The sequence below is a fragment of the candidate division WOR-3 bacterium genome, assembly GCA_039802205.1.
Classification (GTDB): domain Bacteria; phylum Hydrothermota; class Tepidihabitantia; order SM23-42; family JAOAFX01; genus JAOAFX01.
Genome location: JBDRWD010000001.1, coordinates 37,470 through 57,256 on the forward strand (window position 1 = coordinate 37,470; position 19,787 = coordinate 57,256).

General features: G+C 40.3%; 11 protein-coding genes and 2 tRNA genes. 3 read left to right on the top strand and 10 right to left on the bottom strand.

Annotated elements, in window-relative coordinates; translation table 11 throughout:
- Nucleotides 1-147: 147 nt before the first annotated feature.
- The 6 genes from ABIL39_00160 to ABIL39_00185 all read right to left on the bottom strand — a co-directional run bounded on the left by ABIL39_00160 (nt 148) and on the right by ABIL39_00185 (nt 8,826).
- On the bottom strand, nt 148-3,027 hold the full coding sequence (locus ABIL39_00160) for a C25 family cysteine peptidase (protein MEO0164539.1): 2,880 nt from the start codon (nt 3,025-3,027) through the stop codon (nt 148-150).
- Complete coding sequence (locus ABIL39_00165; GenBank protein ID MEO0164540.1) at nt 3,020-4,048, bottom strand: hypothetical protein; 1,029 nt, start codon at nt 4,046-4,048, stop codon at nt 3,020-3,022. Before ABIL39_00165 ends, ABIL39_00160 begins: the two co-directional genes overlap by 8 nt.
- A gap of 44 nt (nt 4,049-4,092) precedes the next feature.
- Complete coding sequence (locus tag ABIL39_00170) at nt 4,093-5,595, bottom strand: T9SS type A sorting domain-containing protein (GenBank protein MEO0164541.1); 1,503 nt, start codon at nt 5,593-5,595, stop codon at nt 4,093-4,095.
- Nucleotides 5,596-5,799: 204 nt separating this feature from the next.
- Nucleotides 5,800-7,200 (bottom strand): right-handed parallel beta-helix repeat-containing protein, encoded by a 1,401-nt coding sequence (locus tag ABIL39_00175; GenBank protein ID MEO0164542.1) that lies wholly within the window; start codon nt 7,198-7,200, stop codon nt 5,800-5,802.
- Between the two features lie 830 nt (nt 7,201-8,030).
- The gene (locus ABIL39_00180; GenBank protein ID MEO0164543.1) at nt 8,031-8,267 is read right to left on the bottom strand and encodes a hypothetical protein; all 237 of its coding nucleotides are present in this window, start codon (nt 8,265-8,267) and stop codon (nt 8,031-8,033) included.
- Between the two features lie 166 nt (nt 8,268-8,433).
- Nucleotides 8,434-8,826: a transposase gene (locus ABIL39_00185; protein MEO0164544.1), complete on the bottom strand. Its 393-nt coding sequence runs from the start codon at nt 8,824-8,826 to the stop codon at nt 8,434-8,436.
- Nucleotides 8,827-9,181: 355 nt separating this feature from the next.
- On the opposite strand from ABIL39_00185, the gene ABIL39_00190 reads away from it, so the two are divergent.
- Entirely contained in the window at nt 9,182-12,898 is a 3,717-nt protein-coding gene (locus ABIL39_00190) for a tetratricopeptide repeat protein (protein ID MEO0164545.1), read from the top strand.
- A gap of 128 nt (nt 12,899-13,026) precedes the next feature.
- Here the strand turns inward: ABIL39_00190 and ABIL39_00195 are convergent, their stop codons facing one another.
- Entirely contained in the window at nt 13,027-16,422 is a 3,396-nt protein-coding gene (locus tag ABIL39_00195) for a hypothetical protein (protein ID MEO0164546.1), read from the bottom strand.
- Between the two features lie 223 nt (nt 16,423-16,645).
- Between ABIL39_00195 and ABIL39_00200 the strand changes: the two genes are divergently transcribed.
- Both ABIL39_00200 and priA read left to right on the top strand, forming a co-directional pair.
- Nucleotides 16,646-16,834, top strand: coding sequence for a hypothetical protein (locus ABIL39_00200; GenBank protein MEO0164547.1), 189 nt, complete (start codon nt 16,646-16,648; stop codon nt 16,832-16,834).
- A gap of 227 nt (nt 16,835-17,061) precedes the next feature.
- Entirely contained in the window at nt 17,062-19,044 is a 1,983-nt protein-coding gene (gene priA, locus ABIL39_00205; GenBank protein ID MEO0164548.1) for a primosomal protein N', read from the top strand.
- Between the two features lie 7 nt (nt 19,045-19,051).
- Here priA and ABIL39_00210 read toward each other — a convergent pair.
- The 3 genes from ABIL39_00210 to ABIL39_00220 form a co-directional block, all read right to left on the bottom strand.
- Nucleotides 19,052-19,141, bottom strand: a tRNA-Ser gene (locus tag ABIL39_00210).
- Nucleotides 19,142-19,165: 24 nt separating this feature from the next.
- On the bottom strand, nt 19,166-19,633 hold the full coding sequence (tadA, locus tag ABIL39_00215) for a tRNA adenosine(34) deaminase TadA (protein ID MEO0164549.1): 468 nt from the start codon (nt 19,631-19,633) through the stop codon (nt 19,166-19,168).
- A 14-nt stretch (nt 19,634-19,647) separates the two neighbouring features.
- A tRNA-Arg gene (locus ABIL39_00220) sits at nt 19,648-19,721 on the bottom strand.
- Between the last annotated feature and the right edge of the window lie 66 nt (nt 19,722-19,787).

Below are 19,787 nucleotides of genomic sequence, written 5' to 3' on the forward strand. Positions count from 1 at the left end.
TCTGTAGGGGCAGAGTTTACTCTGCAAGAATCAAGGTTGAGCGAGCTCAACCACTACAGGAAAAATGATTGATTGTAGTGGCAGACCTCGGTCTGCAGATATCTAAAAAACCGAGTAAACTCGGCCACTACACGCTTTGCGAATTTACTACCTGATAATCGTCATTATTTTGCTAATGGTCGTTTCCGAAGATTCCAATCGCACAAAATAGATACCGCTTGGCAATTCATTGTTCATTAATTTAATGGTATGTTTTCCAGCCGGAATAACCTCATCGATTACATTCTTTATCAACCGTCCAGTTATATCGTAAAGCGAAATTTTGATTCTGTCTTCTTCTTTATTCGTATATGTAAGAGATGCCCATTCAGAACTGGGATTGGGTGTAATAATGAACGAAATATTTTTGGATTGTTCTGATTCATTTTCACCTATTCCAATCTGCCAATCATTTCGGTCAAAATAAACTCCGCCATAGACCGGTGAATAACTCACATAGACACTTCCATAAACTCCATTGCCTAGGTATTCAATTGATGGTTTTACAGCGTTTCTTGGACGATAATCACCAAATTGCACGGGTGTTGACCAGGAACCGTAATAATCACGCCAGGTATAACGGAATCTGCAGCTTGAACCGTCTCCATAAGCATAGATTATTGCCTGACCTCCATTCATCTTCGCAGTTATATCAGGGCAGCAAGCAGAAATGGTTGTATCTTCTCCACCCGGAATTCCCCAGTACCAGGATGCACCACCATCATAAGAAGTTTCATATTTGCAGTAATAAGGGACCGCAGCACCGGTGCATTCAAAAACAACCAGGATTGTATCTTTATAGGCACCGATTGCAGTGAATTGTGAATTTGCACCAGCAGATAAACTCAATACTTTTATGTTAGCACTGTAACGGTAATAATTCGCCTTGGTCACAGTTATTACGACCGTGCCTGAATACTGTGGGGTAATCGGAATGTTTACTGGTGCACCCGTAGCAAGTGCCGCACCAATAATCTCTCCATTGGCAGTTAGTGCAATCACTGACCCACTCGTTGCAGTAACTGTGAAATATGTCTGACCCGGTTCAATTGTCATTGGATGGTTTACAGTCAGACGTAATGGCGTTCTTGAATAGAGTGTAATAAAACAATCACCGAAATGGTGAAATTCACGCCAGACAAGGCTTTTGCTTTGTGGGTTTCCAGGCCAGGATGAGGCAGAGAGATAATATTTCCCCGAGGTCATTGCCAGACAAGGTCTCAGGTCACTTGAACCGATTATCCTACCAAATGTTGGATAACCAGGGTCAAACTGTGGCCAGAGACAATCATAGATTCCCCAGATATATGCGTCATTGCAGAATGATGGGCTTACTGTAGAAGCACAATTAACACCCAATGCGCCACACTTTCTACGATGGAATTTTTCAGAAAAGCACTCATAACTCCACTGATAGCGCCCGGTCAAACAATTTGTTGAATAAACAAAAGGGGGAAGTTGGTTTGTAAGACCATCAAGGTCACTGTTTGTAAAAGAAGGATGTTGCCACCCGAATTCATAACCATGGTCGCGGTGTTGAACCAGAAATGCACCGGAATTTATTGCATTTCTTATTCCGATATTATTGCCATTGCTCCACCAGGTTGAATCGTGCTGATTTAGCGTGTCATCAAGCCATCCGACATTATACCAGTATTGAACAACTGAACGTGTGTTTGTCGCAGTTGACCAAGCACAACCTATACTCGGCGAACCACCCGAAACTGTATATTGGCGATTTGGTGATTTGCCAAGATTGTGGATAAAAAATCCTCGAATTACCTCAGAACACAGTTGGAACCATCGGTCTGTTTCCCAGGAACAGGCGACAAGGGGGTTATTATAGAAATTTGTAGAAGTTGGTGGATTTCGTTCATAATTAAGAAATTTATGTATTATTGTATCCAATTGGGCATTATTCTGGGCACAGATACGGCCAATGTGCAATTCAGGCAATGTATCATTATTGAAATCTACATACCAGTTATCAGAGACACCATCAGGGTAGGGTGGAAGAGCAAAACTCGGTGATGTTATTCCATATACCCTTCCAGACGATGGATAATCAGATAAAAACAAGACCGCAACTGGCGCTGGATTCCAGGTGTTATAGGCATTCCGCAGAAAATTTTTAATGCTTGCCGAATCAGAACCGCCGACTTCGCTCAGGGTATACACTTCAGTAGATATGCCCTGGAGTTTACGCCATCTCTTTATTGTATCTGCCCAGGCTTCAAATGTTGCATCGTTGGGAACAATTATGATATATTCATAACCAGCACGGCTATTAATTCTTTCGGGTGAATAGAAATCAATCTTTGGCAGTGAATTATAATTCAGAATATGATTTTCAAGTATGGGCTCCCAGAATCTGCTGCGAAGACGGTCTTCGCCAAAATGTCCTGTGCCACCGATAAAATCAATCTTTATTTTGATGTCTTTATATACAATCAAATCTTTTGTCACCGGGTTATACTGAAATGGTGTAACACCAAGTAATACAACATCAACCCCTCTGATCTCCCGAATAGGGGAGAGGCAGACCGGACTATTCGGGTAATACTCATTTTTGCTATAGATATTCATATCTTTGACATAACGCATTGGTTTATTATCACTATCCATAGGGATATTAGGCGCTGGTGTCACTTCAATATTATAAAATGTGTCGGTTCGTGTTTCAAGGATGGTCAATTTTGGAGTAGAACCTTCTGGTATTGCGATATATCTTCCAGTTCCGAGAATATTAGGTGCGCCTTCTTTATTTGGTAAAAAGAATCCTGGCACACTAAATGTTTTAGTTATTACACCATCAACCTCTTTTTCTTCTATCACCATTTCATGCATACTGAAGATTATCTCAACCCCCTGGGGAGTCTCTTTGATTAAGTTGAATAGTGGATACCTTCCCCAGTTGTCTTTAATCTTTATCACCTCACCAGAGTTAATGCTAATGATTGACATAATTATTATCGCAATTCTATTCATCTTTACCTCCCGAATTTATAATCAGTTCATTGTTAGAGATGGACTCAAATAAGCCATAGCCTAATCCGTAAATTCTGAGTCGGTGGTTAAAATCTATGTATGAGATAAGCATCCAGTAATGAGAGAAACCAACATTCTTGCAGATATCAATACCACGGTCAGCATCAGCGATACCGGTGGCAATTGAACTCCAGGATATTGCCTCAGGGTCATCCCAGAGCAGGCGCAAAACTCCGTCGTTTATGATCGCCCCACAATAGAGTCTGGTATTTGTGTCGTCCTGGTCACCGATCAATACTATTTCATCAATTGAATCCGGTGATGTTACGGAAAAAACCTCTACATAGTACGAGCCATTACTAAAACTATCCCTCTGGGCATCGGTTGCCCGGAAACGGTATAGATATGCCTGATTCTGGGCAGCGGGTCTTGAGAAACATACATAGCAATGATTTGCAACGATTGCCGCACTCAATGTCTTTATACGATATGAATATGTATAATAGTAGCGTTCATACCAGGTATAACCACCATTGGTTGAGTAATTAACAGACCAGCCTGAATTAGAACCATCCCGACAGAGTGCGATTACAAACAAATTTCCGGTAGCACGATGAACATCGAATGCTACCGCATATACCGAATCGCGGTTTCCGATTCTTACATCCTGTGCCCAGCGATTATCCGATTTTGTTTTTATTGGTTCTTTCCAGTGAATTTCTAATCCGAGGTCTTTAGTAGTGATGAATGGTTCGATTTTAGAAAATTGGTTAATTGCTGATTCATAATTTCCACTATTCCAGAGTTCTTCAATGGTTTTTATGAGTAGCTTTGTTCCATACGATTCATCAGATTCAAATAGAAACTTAATCTCGGAATTATTCCTTTCTTCATCATTCATTCGCTCCAGAGTTTTATAAATATGTTCAACACAATTTTCTCCGTTAGCAAACAGCACTTTCAGGGCGAAGAAAACTAACAAGAAAATATAACTCAAGTTTGTAATTTTGGTGATAATCATATTCCACCTCGGTTATTTAACAAACCTAAAATTTGTTGTATTGTTCATTTTTGAATTATAGCAATCGTTTTTGTTAATGTTCCTTCAGGTGTTTCCATTTTAACAAGGTAGATACCATCCGCCAGTTCTTTTCCATTTAGCGTTATTGCGTGGGCGCCAGCATGTTTTCTTTCGTTTACAATAGTTCTTACTAATCTACCGGATATATCATAAAGTGAAAGTTTAACATTTCCCGTTTTCTTAATTGAAAAAGAAATGTTTGTTATGCCATTTGAAGGATTGGGTGAAATCTTGATTTTATCCGATTTTGCACTATAGATTTCATTCTCTGCAATTCCTGCCCAGTCATTACGGTCAAAGTATGCCGCACCATAGATTGGAGAGTAACTCACATAAATACAACCATAGATATCATTGCCAAGATATTCAATCGCGGGCTTTATATTGTTTGGTGGTTGGTAGTCACCAAACTGCACCGGTGTTGTCCAGGAACCATAATAATCGCACCAGGTATATCGGAATCTGCGGCTACCACTTGTTCCATAGGCGTATGCGATACCTTCGCCACCATTGTCTCGTGCGGCAACATCAGGACAACAGGCAGCGGTAGTGGTGTCAGTCAGATTGTAATAAAACCAGGTATTGCCACCATTATAGGATGCTCCATACTGGATGTAATATGCTACTGCATAGCCACTCCTTTCGTAAACCGTTATTGCTGTATCATGATATGCGCCAATCGAAGTAAATCGCGAATTCGGACCCGCAAAAATTGTGGAAAGGCCGGTTCGGTTGCCGTAATAGTCAAACCCATCAATTTGCAGATAGTCATTGTTCTTGATATAAGAGGCGAAGGCATAATAATTGGAATATCCTTCATTGGTGCAGGCATCAAGCCCCCGACTGGCATTTGTAACGCCGGTTGAGATTTCATACCAGTTCACACCCGCAGTGTCACTGTAGAAATATTTTAAGGAGCCATTTTTAGTTATAGCAAATAGATTCTGGTATTGATCATCGAAGTCGTGGTCGCTGACCAGTGCTATTTCTTTAATAGTATCAACGGGATTTGTGACGACCAAGTCTATATATTGAGCACCGTTATTAAAGTTAACCTGTGCACCATCAGATACACGAAATCTAAAAAACCGTACCACATGTGGCGTCCAACTATTCGCGGCAAGATAGTAATGATTACCTGTAGTAGTGAGGCTGAGTTTCGGATTCGGCAGAATTCCATTTGCAACAAATGGGTTAGCTTTATAAATCCACGATGCACCTCTATTTGTTGAAAAATACATGTTGATTGAGGTTTGATTACTGAAGTAGTAGTAACACGCAGCCATGATATGTGAAGTTGGTCTATGTATGTCAAGGGAAACGCAACAGAGAGAGTCTATATCACCTATGCGCACATCATTTCCCCATCGGTCCTCAAGCGGAACAGGATGTGGTTGGTCATATTCTGTTGGTTCATTTGATTCTGCTCGGGCAGTTACAAAAAATCCCGACAGAAAAATTATTGTACAGATTTTTTTGTTATTCATTTTTCCTCCTCATATATTTTAACCCTCTCCCACCATAGGAGAGTGAAATATTTGGGGGCATTGTTTTTTCACCCTCACCTTTATCTTCTCTTCTCAAGGGAGAGGACATAATAATAAAGGTGCAATATATCCAGCATCCCAACCCAAACCTATCAACCATATTTTTTAGGTATTTAAGCATTTTGAACCTTTAGGTATTTTATATTACTGCTCATAACAGCCAATATCCACACCGTTACCCTGTGGTCTTGATTTACCCTCAAGGTCAATTGCCGGCGCAGATAAGGAATCTCCTGCATTAATACCCGGGCTACCTGATTTCAGATGATAATTTCCTTCAGTGCCCCAACCAAACGAATTGAATTGTGGATTGCCATAGATATTTCCCGTTCCAATCTGTCCTACTTCTGCTGAAGTATATGTGGTATTCCCCTGAATTAAGAGTCTGTCATCTTTTGGTGCATAAAATAGATTATATTTAATATCATAATTAACTGCTTCGGCAAGCCATATCACAGGTGCGTTATTCCCGCGACTGCAAAATATCGTGTTTACTATCCTTAAATTAACTGGTATCGTCGGTGAATCATACTGCACATGCATTATGTAGTTTTCCCCAATAGAATCATCAACCGTGCAATTTATTATTTCGAAATAGGCATTATGATTTTCAGTACAGATCACAATCGGTGACCAGGGAGTTATTGTTCTGTCCCCATCCCCACGCCCATAGATTAAAGTATTCACAACTCGCGAGGAATCACCCCATAATTTTACCCCATCACAGGAATTATTGGCAACAATACATTCATGGATATAAGTCCGCTTGGCTTTGGAATCAAGCCCGTCGCCATAATTATGGGTGGCAGTTGTATTACTGATCTCAATTGGTCCCTCGGAAGCTTCTATCCCAAACCCATCGGGCCGATCATACGGTCTGTTTGAACCGTCACCGCCCTGGTAATAATGGCCACTGTAAGAAAGATCACACCCTCTTATCAAAACATTACGCCAACCACCCTGTGTTCCAGTAGGACCTCCGATGCATCCAAATCCGCAGTAGGTAATCCGACAACTTATTACCTGCAAGTCATTTACATCACCGATATCGATACCGAATTCATCAAGATGATGAATGTTCAAATCCTTAAGAATAATATGTTCCACCGGCCCGTTGATTCCTGATATTGCCTCACGGAATTTGCGACCATTATTGCTTGTTATTTCAAGGTTTTCAATTCGGATGTACTTGCAATTGGAAATATCAAATGCAGTGGCAAGATTATTTTCACCCGCAATAATTGGCGTTTTATTTCTGTCTTTAGCAAATACCACAAGGGTGTCACCGGGATTGAGGTGGGTAACTGCTTGGGCGATTGTTTTGAACGGCTGGTCTATGGTTCCTGGGTTATCGTCATCTCCATCAGGGGAGACATAGTATTGGCCTGTATGGTTGCCGCCGATGATTGTAATCCAGCCATTTTCATTACCTGAAGGCGGTATGACGATATCCTCGTAAACACTTAAAAGATAATCATAAACACCCTGTTCCTTTTTGCAAGCTAGTATGGCACAGAATATTCCAATTATAAAAATTTTTTTCATTTTACCTCCTTTTTCAATCAGCTATTCATAGACACTGCTAAATAACTTCCTGCAAGTCGATATTCACCAACCATGGTGTTATATATTGTATATAATATATTCCAAGGATATTAAGAAAATTATTAAAAAATTACGACATTTTTTCCAAAGTTTAATGTCGGAATTACGTGCCAAGAATTGTTGAAGGAAACAATCAGCTAAGGAAAAGGGGAGAAGCACAATTTTTACATACAAAAAGACAGTTTTAAAATATCATTTATGTCACTATTCATTCCCTTTACTTCCTCGACCGTTAAATCATCCATATTGGCAACATAAAATGTTTTTCCTTTTTGTTACTATCACCATTGGAAATCCGAACCCATGTTTACTCAGTTTGCTATTAAAGTCTGCAACAGAAATTTTCGGACATTGCCTATGCAAGTAAAAAGAAGGGGGGAGGGTTCGAATTTTAACATTTTACATTTACTATATCTACACTATAGAATTCAAAAAAACGCACTTATGAAGTGGGATGAATCTAAATTTTTAAATTCGTTTACAAATCATAATTTCAATATCTAATTTCAACGAATGATTGTTTTAATTGGAGAAACTACAATAAAGCTCCTCCCATCCATGAGTTCTCTCCACTGCTATAAAAGGCTTGTCAATAATTAAATTCTTACTTTACATCCTCCTTTCTTCAGATTATAATTTCTTGGTCCGAATCATACCTAACGGTTAAACCAGACTGCTATACGGTCATATAAGACCAAGGTATATATTCGGAGTGGCTGGGCTGCCTAATCTTTCTATTAATCATTCAGTGATTAAGTGGAAAGAGAGGCTTACCCAGCCATTCTATTCCTCGCCAGACAAGTAGCATAATCAATCTGCTCACGCAACATATAATAAACAATGGTAGCAATCTTTCGCGCCAAAGCTACTTTTGCGATACCCTTGCCTTTCCTTTTTAATATCCGCTGATAATAAAATAATAATTTCCGATCAATATCACGCGCCCGCAAGGCTGCAGTAGCCACTTCCAAATCGGTCCAGTTTCGTAAAGAATCGTCAAAGCCCAAATATTACCTATACCCGGAACCTCCAACAGACGCTGAGCATTCTCAGAAAACGGAATCTGTGCGCGGATTTTTCTTTCCCAATAATCAATCTGGGGTGTTAAAAAATCAAAGTCGACAAGTAATTGTTTGAGAAATTCACTATAAGGTGGAGATAAAGGCACTCTTTCTAAAGCCTCACGTCCGATTCCTTGTCAGGTATCCAGCAGGTGGCTAAAAAGTTAGTTCTCAATAGATGAGTAAGTACCCAGGCATCTACTTTATCGGTCTTTACACGGGCATAAGCAATTGCCTTAGTTGGGAGTGGGTTAACCAATGATACATCCAGATTGAGTTCTTCTAACAAATCTACCAACCAATACCAATTGCCGGTTGCTTCTACTGCAACTTTACAATTATTTCGGAATGGCTCAAAGAAACTACGAATAGCTGTCTCATCATTTTCAAGTCGCGTAGATCTTTCCCTCATCTGCTCGTCATAGAGATGAACTTGCAAAAAGTTCTTATGCAAATCAATACCACAATAATTCATAAACACTCCTTTCGTTAAAATCATATCCATTTTTCTTAAATTGACAAACCTTTTATATTATATCTTTCTGTCAAATCATTTTTATGCGCTGAATTATTAGCGGTAGCCGCACCCTTCAGGGTGCGAAATACCCTGGGATTTAAAAACATTTATCCGCAGGCTAAAGCCTGCGCCTACCATTTTATCGATTACCGGACGACCATCTCAGGTTGGCATTTTTTATTTATACAAGGCTAGAGTCTTGCCCTACAAAAATCCCCACGCTAAATCATTGATTACCCTTACAAATCTTGCTTATGAGTTTTGTCTTTTTATAAAAAATATGGAGAGGACTCAGTGTCGTGCATGCTTGACTTTTGCTCTTCCTAATATATAATTTTGGACAATGGATAATCAGGGAGATTATTTAAAAGCCGACAAATATATAGATGCTCTTAATCTGAAACTTGATTGGATTAAGGCTTTAATTCAGGCTTATGAGCGTTATCTGCCAGCACGGGTGATAGAAAAAATAAGACTCAATCCTAAGGTTAACAGGATTGAGGGCGAACGGAGGGTTGTAACAGTCTTATTTGCTGATTTATCGGGTTTTACTGCTCTATCTGAGACAATGGATGCAGAAGAGATTGCAAACATAATAAATGACTTTTTCACCAGGATGGTAAGGATTGTACACAAATATGGTGGAAGTGTTGATAAATTCCTTGGTGATGCCTTAATGGTTTTATTCGGTGCCCCGGTCGCCCACCATGATGATCCGGAAAGGGCAGTACGCGCGGCTTTAGAAATGCAGCAGGAAATGGAAAAATTTAATGCTGAAAAAAAATTGGCAACTCCATTATCAATGAGTATTGGAATTAACACCGGACCGGCCGTTGCTTTAAATGTTGGTTCAGAAGAAAGAATGGAGTACACTGTTATCGGAGATACAGTCAATCTCGCCGCAAGGTTAGAGAGTGTCGCTGGCCCAAAGGAAATCGTAATTAGCCATTTTACCTATGAAAAAATTGCCGAGATTGTAGACGCAGTAAAGAGGCCTGCAGTCAAAGTTAAAGGTAAAAGAAAACCCGTGGTGAATTACCTCGTTAGAGGATTTCAAGAACACTACCGTTTACCCGAAATCAAAAAGATAAAATTTGTTGGCCGGGTAGTAGAGCTAAATACGATAAAAGAATGTTTGATGCAGGCAAAGAATAATCTTTTGACGATAATTGGCATAACTGGTGAACCCGGCTCAGGGAAAACAAGATTGGGTATTGAAAGTGAATTGCTTGCTCAAGAAAATGGATTTTTAACATTTGCTGTGCGCTGCAATCCGTATGAAATGAATATTCCGTATAATTTATTCATCGGGTTTTTTAATAATTACTTTCAGTTGAAGAACACTGCTTCCGAACAAGAAAAAAGATTGGTAATAAGTTTAAAATTGAAAAATCTGGGATTGTCACTTGATAATACACTTCCCTATATTGGTGCTATCTTGAGATTAGTATTTCCTGAGATACAAACTTTGTCCCCCGAGGAATTACAGCGACGCATATTCAATACAATAAAAGAGATATTACAAACCGAAGCCCAAAGGCATTCACTTTTTATACGATTTGAGGATCTGCAATGGGCCGATCCGACCAGTATTGAAATTCTCGATTATCTTCTAAAAGAATTAAAACAAACTGCCATTCTCTTTTTATTTGAATATCGGCCAGACTGGGCATTCCCCTGGCTTGGTTTTGAAAATTGCAAGCATATTTTTTTAAAGAATTTTGCAAGAGAGGATACTTCAAAATTAATAAAAACTATTCTTGGTGCAGAAAAAGTTGCCCAGGAGATAGAAAATTTGGTATTCGAAAAATCAATGGGCAATCCTTTGTTTATTATTGAAATCCTAAAAATGTTAATGATAAAGAATGGTATAAAAAGAACTAAGGAAGGATATATTGCTACCGAGCGATTCAAGAAGATAGAAGTTGCTGAATCAATTTCCTCGGTGATTTTAGACCAAATTGACCGGCTGAAGGAAATGGATAGAAGGATACTCCAGTATGCTTCAGTAATAGGAAGAACATTTGAACCGGCCCTTCTAAGTAAGATTTTGCACGTTCCCGAAGAAAGATTAATTGAAGACCTGGAGCGATTGGAACATTTTGAAGGGATTTTGATTTCTGTTCCTGAAGCTAATGGCTACGAATTTATCTCGCCTACTACTTATGAAGTTGTTTACAGTTCACTTTTAAAAACAAAGCGTAAAGAGTTGCACACTATAATTGGCGCGGAGTTAGAAAAAATGCCGGGAGAAAAAATTTATGAAAATCTTGAGAAACTTGCCTATCACTATGCACGTTCTAATGAAGAAAGAAAGGGCATCTTTTATTTAAAATCTGCTGCCGATAAATCCTACCGGCTTTATGCGTTAAAGGAGACTTTGAACTTCTTTGAATTAGCACTGCAATTGTTACAGAAAAGGGAGTTATCTGCGGCAGAGATACAGGATAAATTAGAAATTTTAAGAAGGCAGGGCTGGGTTTTACGGCTGCTCGGCAGACTGGAAGAGGCAGTTAAAAATCAAAAGAAGTCTTTGAAACTCGCGCGCAAAATATCTTCGCTAAAAGATGAAGCAGGGGCAAACTTGAACATTGGGATTATTTATCAAGAGATGGGGATACCGAAAAAGGGATTGAATTACTGGCTAAGGGCAAGGAGAATTGCAAAGAAAATTGGGGATAAGAATATTCAAGCGCTGGCAGAAAATAACTTGGGAAATTATTATCTCCATATCGGGGATTTAGATAAAGCATTTAAATGCTTTCAAACGGTGGCAATTTTGAGCGAGGGTACAAACGATAAAAGGGGATTGGGCTTTGCCAATCTTAACCTCGGTTTAACAATTGAAAGGAAGGGTGATTTTCAAAAAGCACTTGATTACTACAGTGCTGCCTACAAATATTTTGAAGAGATAGGTGAGAAAGACAACCTTGCCCGGGTATTAGTAAATATGGGATTGGCACATTTGTATTTGGGAAATATCGATAGGGCATTAGAAAAATTACACGAGGGGGATAAATTAGCTGCAGAAATTGGAGATAAACTTACCCAAACCCGAGCCTTGGGAAATATCGGCCTTGTTTATGCCCAAATGTGGCAATTGGATAAGGCTTATGAGTACTTTTCGCAGTCCTTAGCAAATGCCCAAATAATTGGAGAGCCAAAACAAATAATAGATATGACCAATAACATCGGAGATATCTATCTTTACTATGGCAACCTTGCACAGGCTATTGAATTGCATACCAAAGCAGCAAATCAGGCGGTAAATATTCAGGACTCCTATAGTGAAGCGGTAATAAGAAGGAGCATTGGTTGGGATTACTATTATTTAGCCGATTACAAAAATGCACTTGCGGAATTTCAGAAGAGCGACAATATCTTTCAGAGGATAAAAGATTTAAGAAATAGTGCAATTTCAGTTATTGCTTCGGCCATAACAAAGATAAAACTGGGCTACGGTGAAGAGGTTGAAGGTTTATTAAAGGATATAAAAACAAAGGCTCAGGCGATGAAGGATTTAGAAATTCTTGCCTACACGCTGGATGCGGAATCCGAACTTTTTATGTCTAGGCAAGATTATCATAACGCATTAAAAATTTTATCTCAACTACTGGATTTAGCAAAACAGATAGGCAATAAGCGACTCTTTGCTTGGGTTTGTGCAAAATTAAGTGAAATTCAATTAGCAACAGGGTCCCTGGCCGATGCAGAAAGTTATCTGGAGAAAGGTTTGAAGCTAGCAAAGGAGATGGGGGACAAGATTCTTGAAACGAATCTTTTCATAATCCAAGCGCGGATCGCTATGCAAAAAGGAGATCACACAAATAGTTTGAATATCTTATCAAAGGCTGTGGAGCAGGCGAAACAATGTGGCACCAAGGAGTTGCTTGTTTGTGCTTTAAGGTGGATAGAAAAAATTTTTGAAAAAATTGGTAGGAAAAAGGAAGCTGAAGAATATCGCGAAGAATACAAAAGATTAATCGAAGAGATCATTAGTAATCTTAACGAAGTGGAAAGACAAAAATACAAGGAGAGATTTCTTGGTCACATTATGTAAAAAGTTAGATTATCTGATATCGATACAATTCGCTAACTAAGCATTTACAGAGAGCCTTTTTAAAGCACCGCCCGCTCTTAGGGGTAAGGGAAAGTATTTGAACGAAAGGAAAATATTATAGAATAGGGTTATTTCAGATATATAATCTTTACTACCTCACTTTTTTCCAACGCGGTAAACTTACAGAAGTATATCCCTTGAGAAACAATTTCACCTTTATCATCAGTACCATCCCAAGAAACGGAAGTGGGTAATGATGCACGACAGGATTTGAGATTAAAAGTTTTGACGATTCTGCCGCTGACATCATAAATCTCTAAAGATGCCTGGCAACCGGGTATTTCCATGGTGGGAAGGAAGATTTCTATCTTATCGGTGAAGGGATTAGGATGGACGGCTAATTTAAGATTTTTAATTTGCTTTTTAGGATTGAAGGTAGTTTCTCCTATTCCAATGGTACTCTTGCGCGCAGGAACTTTCCCGGAAGTCAAACCATCCGAACCCCATGAGTAATACTGTCCGATAGTTTTGTAAGTCCCAAGAGGATTAAAGATGGGGAAGGCATTGATGATATAGTTGGTATTTTCTTGGGTCATAAGCACCACAAGTTTAAATGGATTTCCAGCGGTGTATCCCATGTTATTATAAGGAATATAAAGTTCGGTGTAGAGATAGTTGTTAATTACACTATCTTCACAAACGCGTCCATAAAATGTAGTGTCAATCCAGGACCCACGACCATCTTTCGTGCTGACATATTTTTTATAAACAACGGTTGAGCCATTATCGACGATAAGACAGTAATCAGGTTTAAAACTATCAGGCGGAACTGGCTGGAATGCGGAACGACCGGATGTTCCGTTATAAGGCACGGTACTATCAGCACCACCAGGTTTAGTATCTACGTATATGAATAAATCACCTTCAGTATACAAATTGCAGCGGGCAAAACCCACATAGAACCAGGGTGGATTCATGGGATAATCCCAGGTTACAAATAGAGAATCGTAATCGGTTCCGGTATCATTTTTCGCTCGGCGGTCTAAAAATTCATATTTAACTGAAAAATCTTTTACATACCCGTAGGGATTGCTTGTGCTTCCAACTTTAAGATAGTGTGGTGTGACAGAATCGCCTGAAACTATCGCTCTCGGTTCTGCACCTAAGGCACCCCATAGGGTATCTTCGTCACTCACCTTCAGGGCAAAGATAAGGGTATCCATTGGAGGCAGTCCTTCAAGAACAACCCTATACCAACTTCCCACAACACTATCTTTTGTATTCCATTTTTGGTAATACTCCTCGCAGGAATCGTTGAAAGCAACTTCGGAAGTTATCTTTTTTCGGGAAAACTTCAGTTTGTATGGGCCAGCGGCTGATTCTTTAAGCGAATCATCGGAGACTACACGCCATCTGAGAATAACCGAACCTTCAGTTGCAGTATTGGTGGAGCAGTAGATAGCGGTAATTGGTTCGGGTGGACAGACCATTCCTAAAAAGCCTAAACAGCGGCGGATAAATTCCTGGGCAGTATGAGGGTGATGGCGATCTTTTATACCGTTAGGCGAAAAACTACAATAGATGGTGCTCCCATTATCCCTTAAATCTTTCCAATAATTACCCCAACCTACACATCGGCCCGCAAGCCATTCCTTCTCTGTTTCCCAATCTGCCAATATGAGTTTCGCCTCCGGTCTTGGCGAGATTATATCTACATAATTATCTGCTTCTTTTCTATATTGATACGCCAATGTTTCATTCTGGGCAAAAGTTCCCGGTTGTCCGTATAATGTATCTATGTTTCCGATGTCAAAAGGTTGGCCATCACTCACATAGTTTGCATGAAACTTTTCAAAAAGTGTGGTCCCATTATACATGAAGCCAAAGTCATTACCCGTGAGTAAAATCGGTTTACCACTATTTATGTAGTTTATCAATTCATACTGGTCTTCAGTGCTTATAACTCCGGCAGGTGTATCATTTAGTCTGAATCCAAGATTTACAATCACCTGTTTGTAAGAAGAAAGTCCTCTCCCGGATTTCTGGGATCTTGGGAGGGTGTCCCGAACGGTTAGATGATATTTAACTCGCACCTGATTAAATTCATCAAATTGATCGACAATTGCTGAATCAATGGGTAGGTAAACAGAATCTTCTTCGTCAATGGGATCTTCGTTCCAGTCAACGGTCAGTGGATCGTCGTAGTTTTCATCATCGTAGTACCATAGCCATCCCGGTCCACGTGGTGTAGGATCGATTACTTCGCTGCTTTTTTCCAGAATTCCATAAGTTGAAGAAGGTGCTCGATAATAAGTGCGACAAAAAACTTCTCTTGCCAGATAGCTCTTTGATATATTAGTGTCGGGAAGATTCATCCAAGCAACAATGCAAGTGTCGTTCCAACGACAAGCAACATCTCCTGCATATTGATCCCAAGCCTGGGGCTTCTGGTCGTTATTAATGATACACTCTGGTTTTAGAGTGCCGCTAATTGAAACTTTTGCATAGACTCCTTTGTTATAATTGGTTTCTTTTGTGTAGACAATCATATAGTCATTATTAGGAAAAACTGTAACTTTGGGACCAAACTCTGGTGCAGTAGAATTAGCGATAGCAAAATCCGAAGGACTAACCGGCATCAATGTGTCAAGACCGGGTCGCATCTGAAACGTCCGTGCATAGACATCAGGGTCTGTGGCACTATACTCATAAGTCCAGGTAACCACAACAAATCCATTTTGATTAACGGCAACATCAGGCGCCAATTCATTTCGTCCATCAGTTCCCGGACGACTCACTTTTATTTTGGTGTCAATAATATTACTAGATATCCCCCGATATTGAAGGTAAATGGATCGAAGAGAATCACCAGTGGTTGCGGAATCAACATAAACTACTACATAACCAGAATCACAGAATGCACAACGAGAGACCGAGCGGCCTCTCATCCGGAGATTGGGTTCAATGTAGCTTCCGTGGATAAAGTTACCACCGATATTGTATCTTTTGTGGTATATTGCATAAACATTTTGTGGAGGGTAATAGTAGGTAAAAGAAACCACAAATTCGCCGTTATCTCGGCAATCCATCGCTGGGGTTTTGGGGTAGCCCGAATACATTGAATCTACTTCAACAATAGTAGCATCACCAATTCGGGCATAGATGTAAACCTTCCTGGTGCCGGTACTTACGATTCTTTCCCACACCTGGATAACCGGGCGGGTAGCGGCAAGAGGCGTTGCCAGTTGAATACTACCATTGTTCACCCCCCAAACATTATCAGTATCAACTTCCACATTATAGCCACGTAAAGTTCCATTCCATAGCAACCGCTGACGATAAACGCTATTACGACCACTACCCCACCTCAAATCTTCCCAAGCAATATACGCGGTGGTATCCCTGGCCGCGACCGATGGATATATCTCACGCCGGTATCCTTGATCATTATCCCAGACATAGATAGAATCGATTCCAAAGAGGGTTAAAGGCAAGAACATCAATAGCCAAACAAAATTTCTCATATTACCTCCCAATCCATTCCAAAAACTTAAACTGAATAATAATACTTACTTTTAAGCAAAAGTCAAGGTCCGAAGGGGCTTTTCCCCAAGCACACTCAATATAACAAACATCCTAAAAATAACTTCCCTCCAAAGATATCTCTTTACAAGTGCAGGCAGAATCACCAGCCATCATTGAAAATTTTTGGAATTTAGATATAATGTACTAATCAAAAGGAGGTATATGCATACAGCCATTACCTTAAGGTCCGTGAATGAAATTTTTTATGAAGAATTTCAGGTTGCGAAGGCATTGGGCGGTCTAGCGAAATATCCGATCGCGGGAAGACTCCTACAGGTAGCCCTGCTGAGTTTCGATGAAAATCGTCAAAAGAATAAAACGGTCCCAAGTCTTAGAAATAGTCCGATATAAAAATAAACCCTAATGGAAGTCACTACCGGGTTAAAATATCCTGAAGAGATTAAAAACTTGAACGCTTTAAATGTCTTGTCGATTGCGCCCTTCGGGGTGCGAAGTCTTACAATCGTTCATATTTAAATATGCCCATCTATCGATATGCTTAGACGACTGGGCAGTTTTAATGCTCTAATCAAAAAATTAATAGTTATTAAAATATTGAGAGGAGAATCTTTTTAACCATGCTCGTGGATGTAGCAATACCCAATACCAAGTTTGATTATTTCACTTACCAGACTGAATTGAATTTACATCCCGGAGATCTGGTTCTGGTTCCCCTGCGAAAAAAAGTCAAACACGGCATCATCATCGCTACCAATGTAAAGCGAGACCTGCCACAGGTAAAAGAGGTCCAGAGACTTGTAGAGGCGAATTTTATTCCGCCAAGGTTATTGACACTTTATAAATGGATTGGAAATTATTACATCGCCTATTTAGGGGAGGTTCTCAAGCAGGCACTCCCTTCCAGGATTTTAAAAAAATTTGAGGATATCAAAAAAGAAGAAGCAGAACCCATTCAGGTTAAGGAGCCTACCCCAACCTATCAGCAGTATAATGCCATAAACCGGATACTTTATTCGGTAAAAAGGAACACCTTTAAGGTATATCTGCTCTTCGGGGTTACCGGCAGCGGCAAGACCGAAGTCTATTTGCGAGTCGTTGCCGAGGTTATAAAAAATGGCGGCCGGGCTTTAATCCTGGTTCCGGAGATCTCAATGACCCCTTTAATATCAAGGCGATTTATGGAACGCTTTGGGAATGAAGTCATTACCATCCATTCCCGGCTTACCGAAAAAGAACGTAGACACGCCTGGTACAGTATAAAAAAGGGTCTTTATAAAGTCATCATCGGCCCCAGAAGCGCCGTGTTTCTACCCATCCCGGATTTAAGGATAATTATTGTTGATGAAGAACATGACCATTCTTATAAAGAACACCAGCAGGCTGTAAAGTATCATGCCCGGGATGTGGTGGTCATGCGGGGTAAGATTGAAAATATTGTGGTAGTATTGGGCAGTGCCACTCCTCAGATTGAATCCTATCACAATGCGGGAATCGGTAAGTATGAGCTGTTAATTTTAAAAGAGCGAATTGATTCCCGCCCTCTGCCTAAGGTAGAAATAGTAGATTTGAAAAAAGAGCGAAAAAAATTCATCTCCCCAAAACTTGAGCGTGGGCTTGAAGAAGTTTTACAGCGCAACGAACAGGCGATTTTGTTTTTGAATCGTCGAGGCTTTGCTCCCAGTATGCTGTGTCCGAGCTGTGGTTATGTAATAAAATGCCCCTTTTGCCGATTGCCTCTGGTCTACCACCGGACACTGGCTCCAGATAATTCTTCAAAACTCATCTGCCATACCTGTGATTACAAAACTGAATTTTTCAAAATCTGTCCGAATTGCGGTCAAACCACTTTACTCTATCGCGGCGCCGGGACCCAGCGGATTGAGGAAATTATTAAAAAAATCTTGGCGACAAAAATTACATGTGCAGCAAATGATGTAGCCAATTATGTTCTTAGACTTGACCGGGATGTGGCGAAAAAAAGAGGGGAAGCGGAAAAAATTTTGCAAAGTTTTGAAGCCGAGAAGGCAAAAATTTTGCTGGGGACCCAGCTGGTTACCAAAGGTTTTGATTTTCCTAATGTGACATTTGTAGGGATTGTCAATGCTGATACCCTTTTAAATCTTCCGGATTTCCGGAGCAGTGAAAAAACCTTTCAAATCCTCACCCAGGTGGCGGGTCGGGCAGGCCGGGGTGAAAAACCCGGGACAGTCCTAATCCAGACCTATCATCCCGAACAATATTCAATCCTCTTTAGCCAATTACAAAATTACCCCAAGTTTTATGCGGAAGAAATGAAGTTACGCCGTGAACTCAATTTTCCGCCTTTCTCACGCTTGATCCTACTCCGTCTTTCCGGAAAAAATGAGACCCTGGTCTGGGAAGATGCAAAAAAGATTTACGATCTGTTGAATAAGATAAAAGGTCCCAAGATTTTTGGACCCAATCCTTCTTTTTATTATAAAATCCGGAATGATTACCGGGTTTATATCCTTATCAAAGCTCCCCTGAAATTTGACCACCGCCGACTTAGATTTTTAAAGCAGATCAAACTAAACCGCACCAAGCTGGAAATCGATGTGGACCCCCTCGATGTTTTTTAAATGTAGACGGAGAGAGAGGGATTCGAACCCCCGATCCTGATTTTGTCAGGATACCCCGTTTCGAGCGGGGCGCCTTAGTCCACTCGGCCATCTCTCCAAGCCATTGTCAAATCATCACCGCCTATCCTTTCTTATCCCTCCGTTTCATCTCAAAAAATCTTTGCATCAAACTTATCGCTTCTTCTTTTAAAACTCCTTCTACAACCTCAATCTGGTGATTCAACTTCTTTTCATTGACAACATTAAAAACCGAACCACAGCCTCCAAATTTCTCATCCCGGGCACCAAAAACAATCTTTTTGACCCGTGCCAGCACCAGGGCACCGGCACACATGATACAAGGTTCAATTGTAGAGTAAATGATCACATCCTTAAGCCGCCAGGAATGTAAAGCATTAGCAGCGGCAGTGAGCGCAAGTATCTCGGCATGAGCGGTCGGATCCTGAAGTGCTTCGGTCCGATTATGACCCCTCCCGATTATTTGATTTTTATAGACGGCAACTGCTCCAACCGGTACTTCATCCAGGGCAAATGCCTTCGCTGCCTCTTTTAATGCCTCGGTCATGAAGTATGAATCACTATCCTGCATCTTACTTAAATAAACGCGCCCGACGTGACTTGAACACGTAGCCTGCGGATTCGTAGTCCGCCGCTCTATCCAGTTGAGCTACGGGCGCAAACTTAATTAAAGATTATATTCAACTTTCCTGCTTCGTCAATGCTGAATTTTGCTGGATAAAAAA

What these genes read in the sequence shown, in the direction of transcription:
- ABIL39_00160 (MEO0164539.1), bottom strand. Translation starts at nt 3,027, where the DNA reads ATGAATAGAATTGCGATAATAATTATGTCAATCATTAGCATTAACTCT.
- ABIL39_00185 (MEO0164544.1), bottom strand. Translation starts at nt 8,826, where the DNA reads ATGGATATGATTTTAACGAAAGGAGTGTTTATGAATTATTGTGGTATT.
- ABIL39_00170 (MEO0164541.1), bottom strand. Translation starts at nt 5,595, where the DNA reads ATGAATAACAAAAAAATCTGTACAATAATTTTTCTGTCGGGATTTTTT.
- ABIL39_00195 (MEO0164546.1), bottom strand. Translation starts at nt 16,422, where the DNA reads ATGAGAAATTTTGTTTGGCTATTGATGTTCTTGCCTTTAACCCTCTTT.
- ABIL39_00200 (MEO0164547.1), top strand. Translation starts at nt 16,646, where the DNA reads ATGCATACAGCCATTACCTTAAGGTCCGTGAATGAAATTTTTTATGAA.
- ABIL39_00175 (MEO0164542.1), bottom strand. Translation starts at nt 7,200, where the DNA reads ATGAAAAAAATTTTTATAATTGGAATATTCTGTGCCATACTAGCTTGC.
- tadA (MEO0164549.1), bottom strand. Translation starts at nt 19,633, where the DNA reads ATGCAGGATAGTGATTCATACTTCATGACCGAGGCATTAAAAGAGGCA.
- ABIL39_00165 (MEO0164540.1), bottom strand. Translation starts at nt 4,048, where the DNA reads ATGATTATCACCAAAATTACAAACTTGAGTTATATTTTCTTGTTAGTT.
- ABIL39_00190 (MEO0164545.1), top strand. Translation starts at nt 9,182, where the DNA reads ATGGATAATCAGGGAGATTATTTAAAAGCCGACAAATATATAGATGCT.
- priA (MEO0164548.1), top strand. Translation starts at nt 17,062, where the DNA reads ATGCTCGTGGATGTAGCAATACCCAATACCAAGTTTGATTATTTCACT.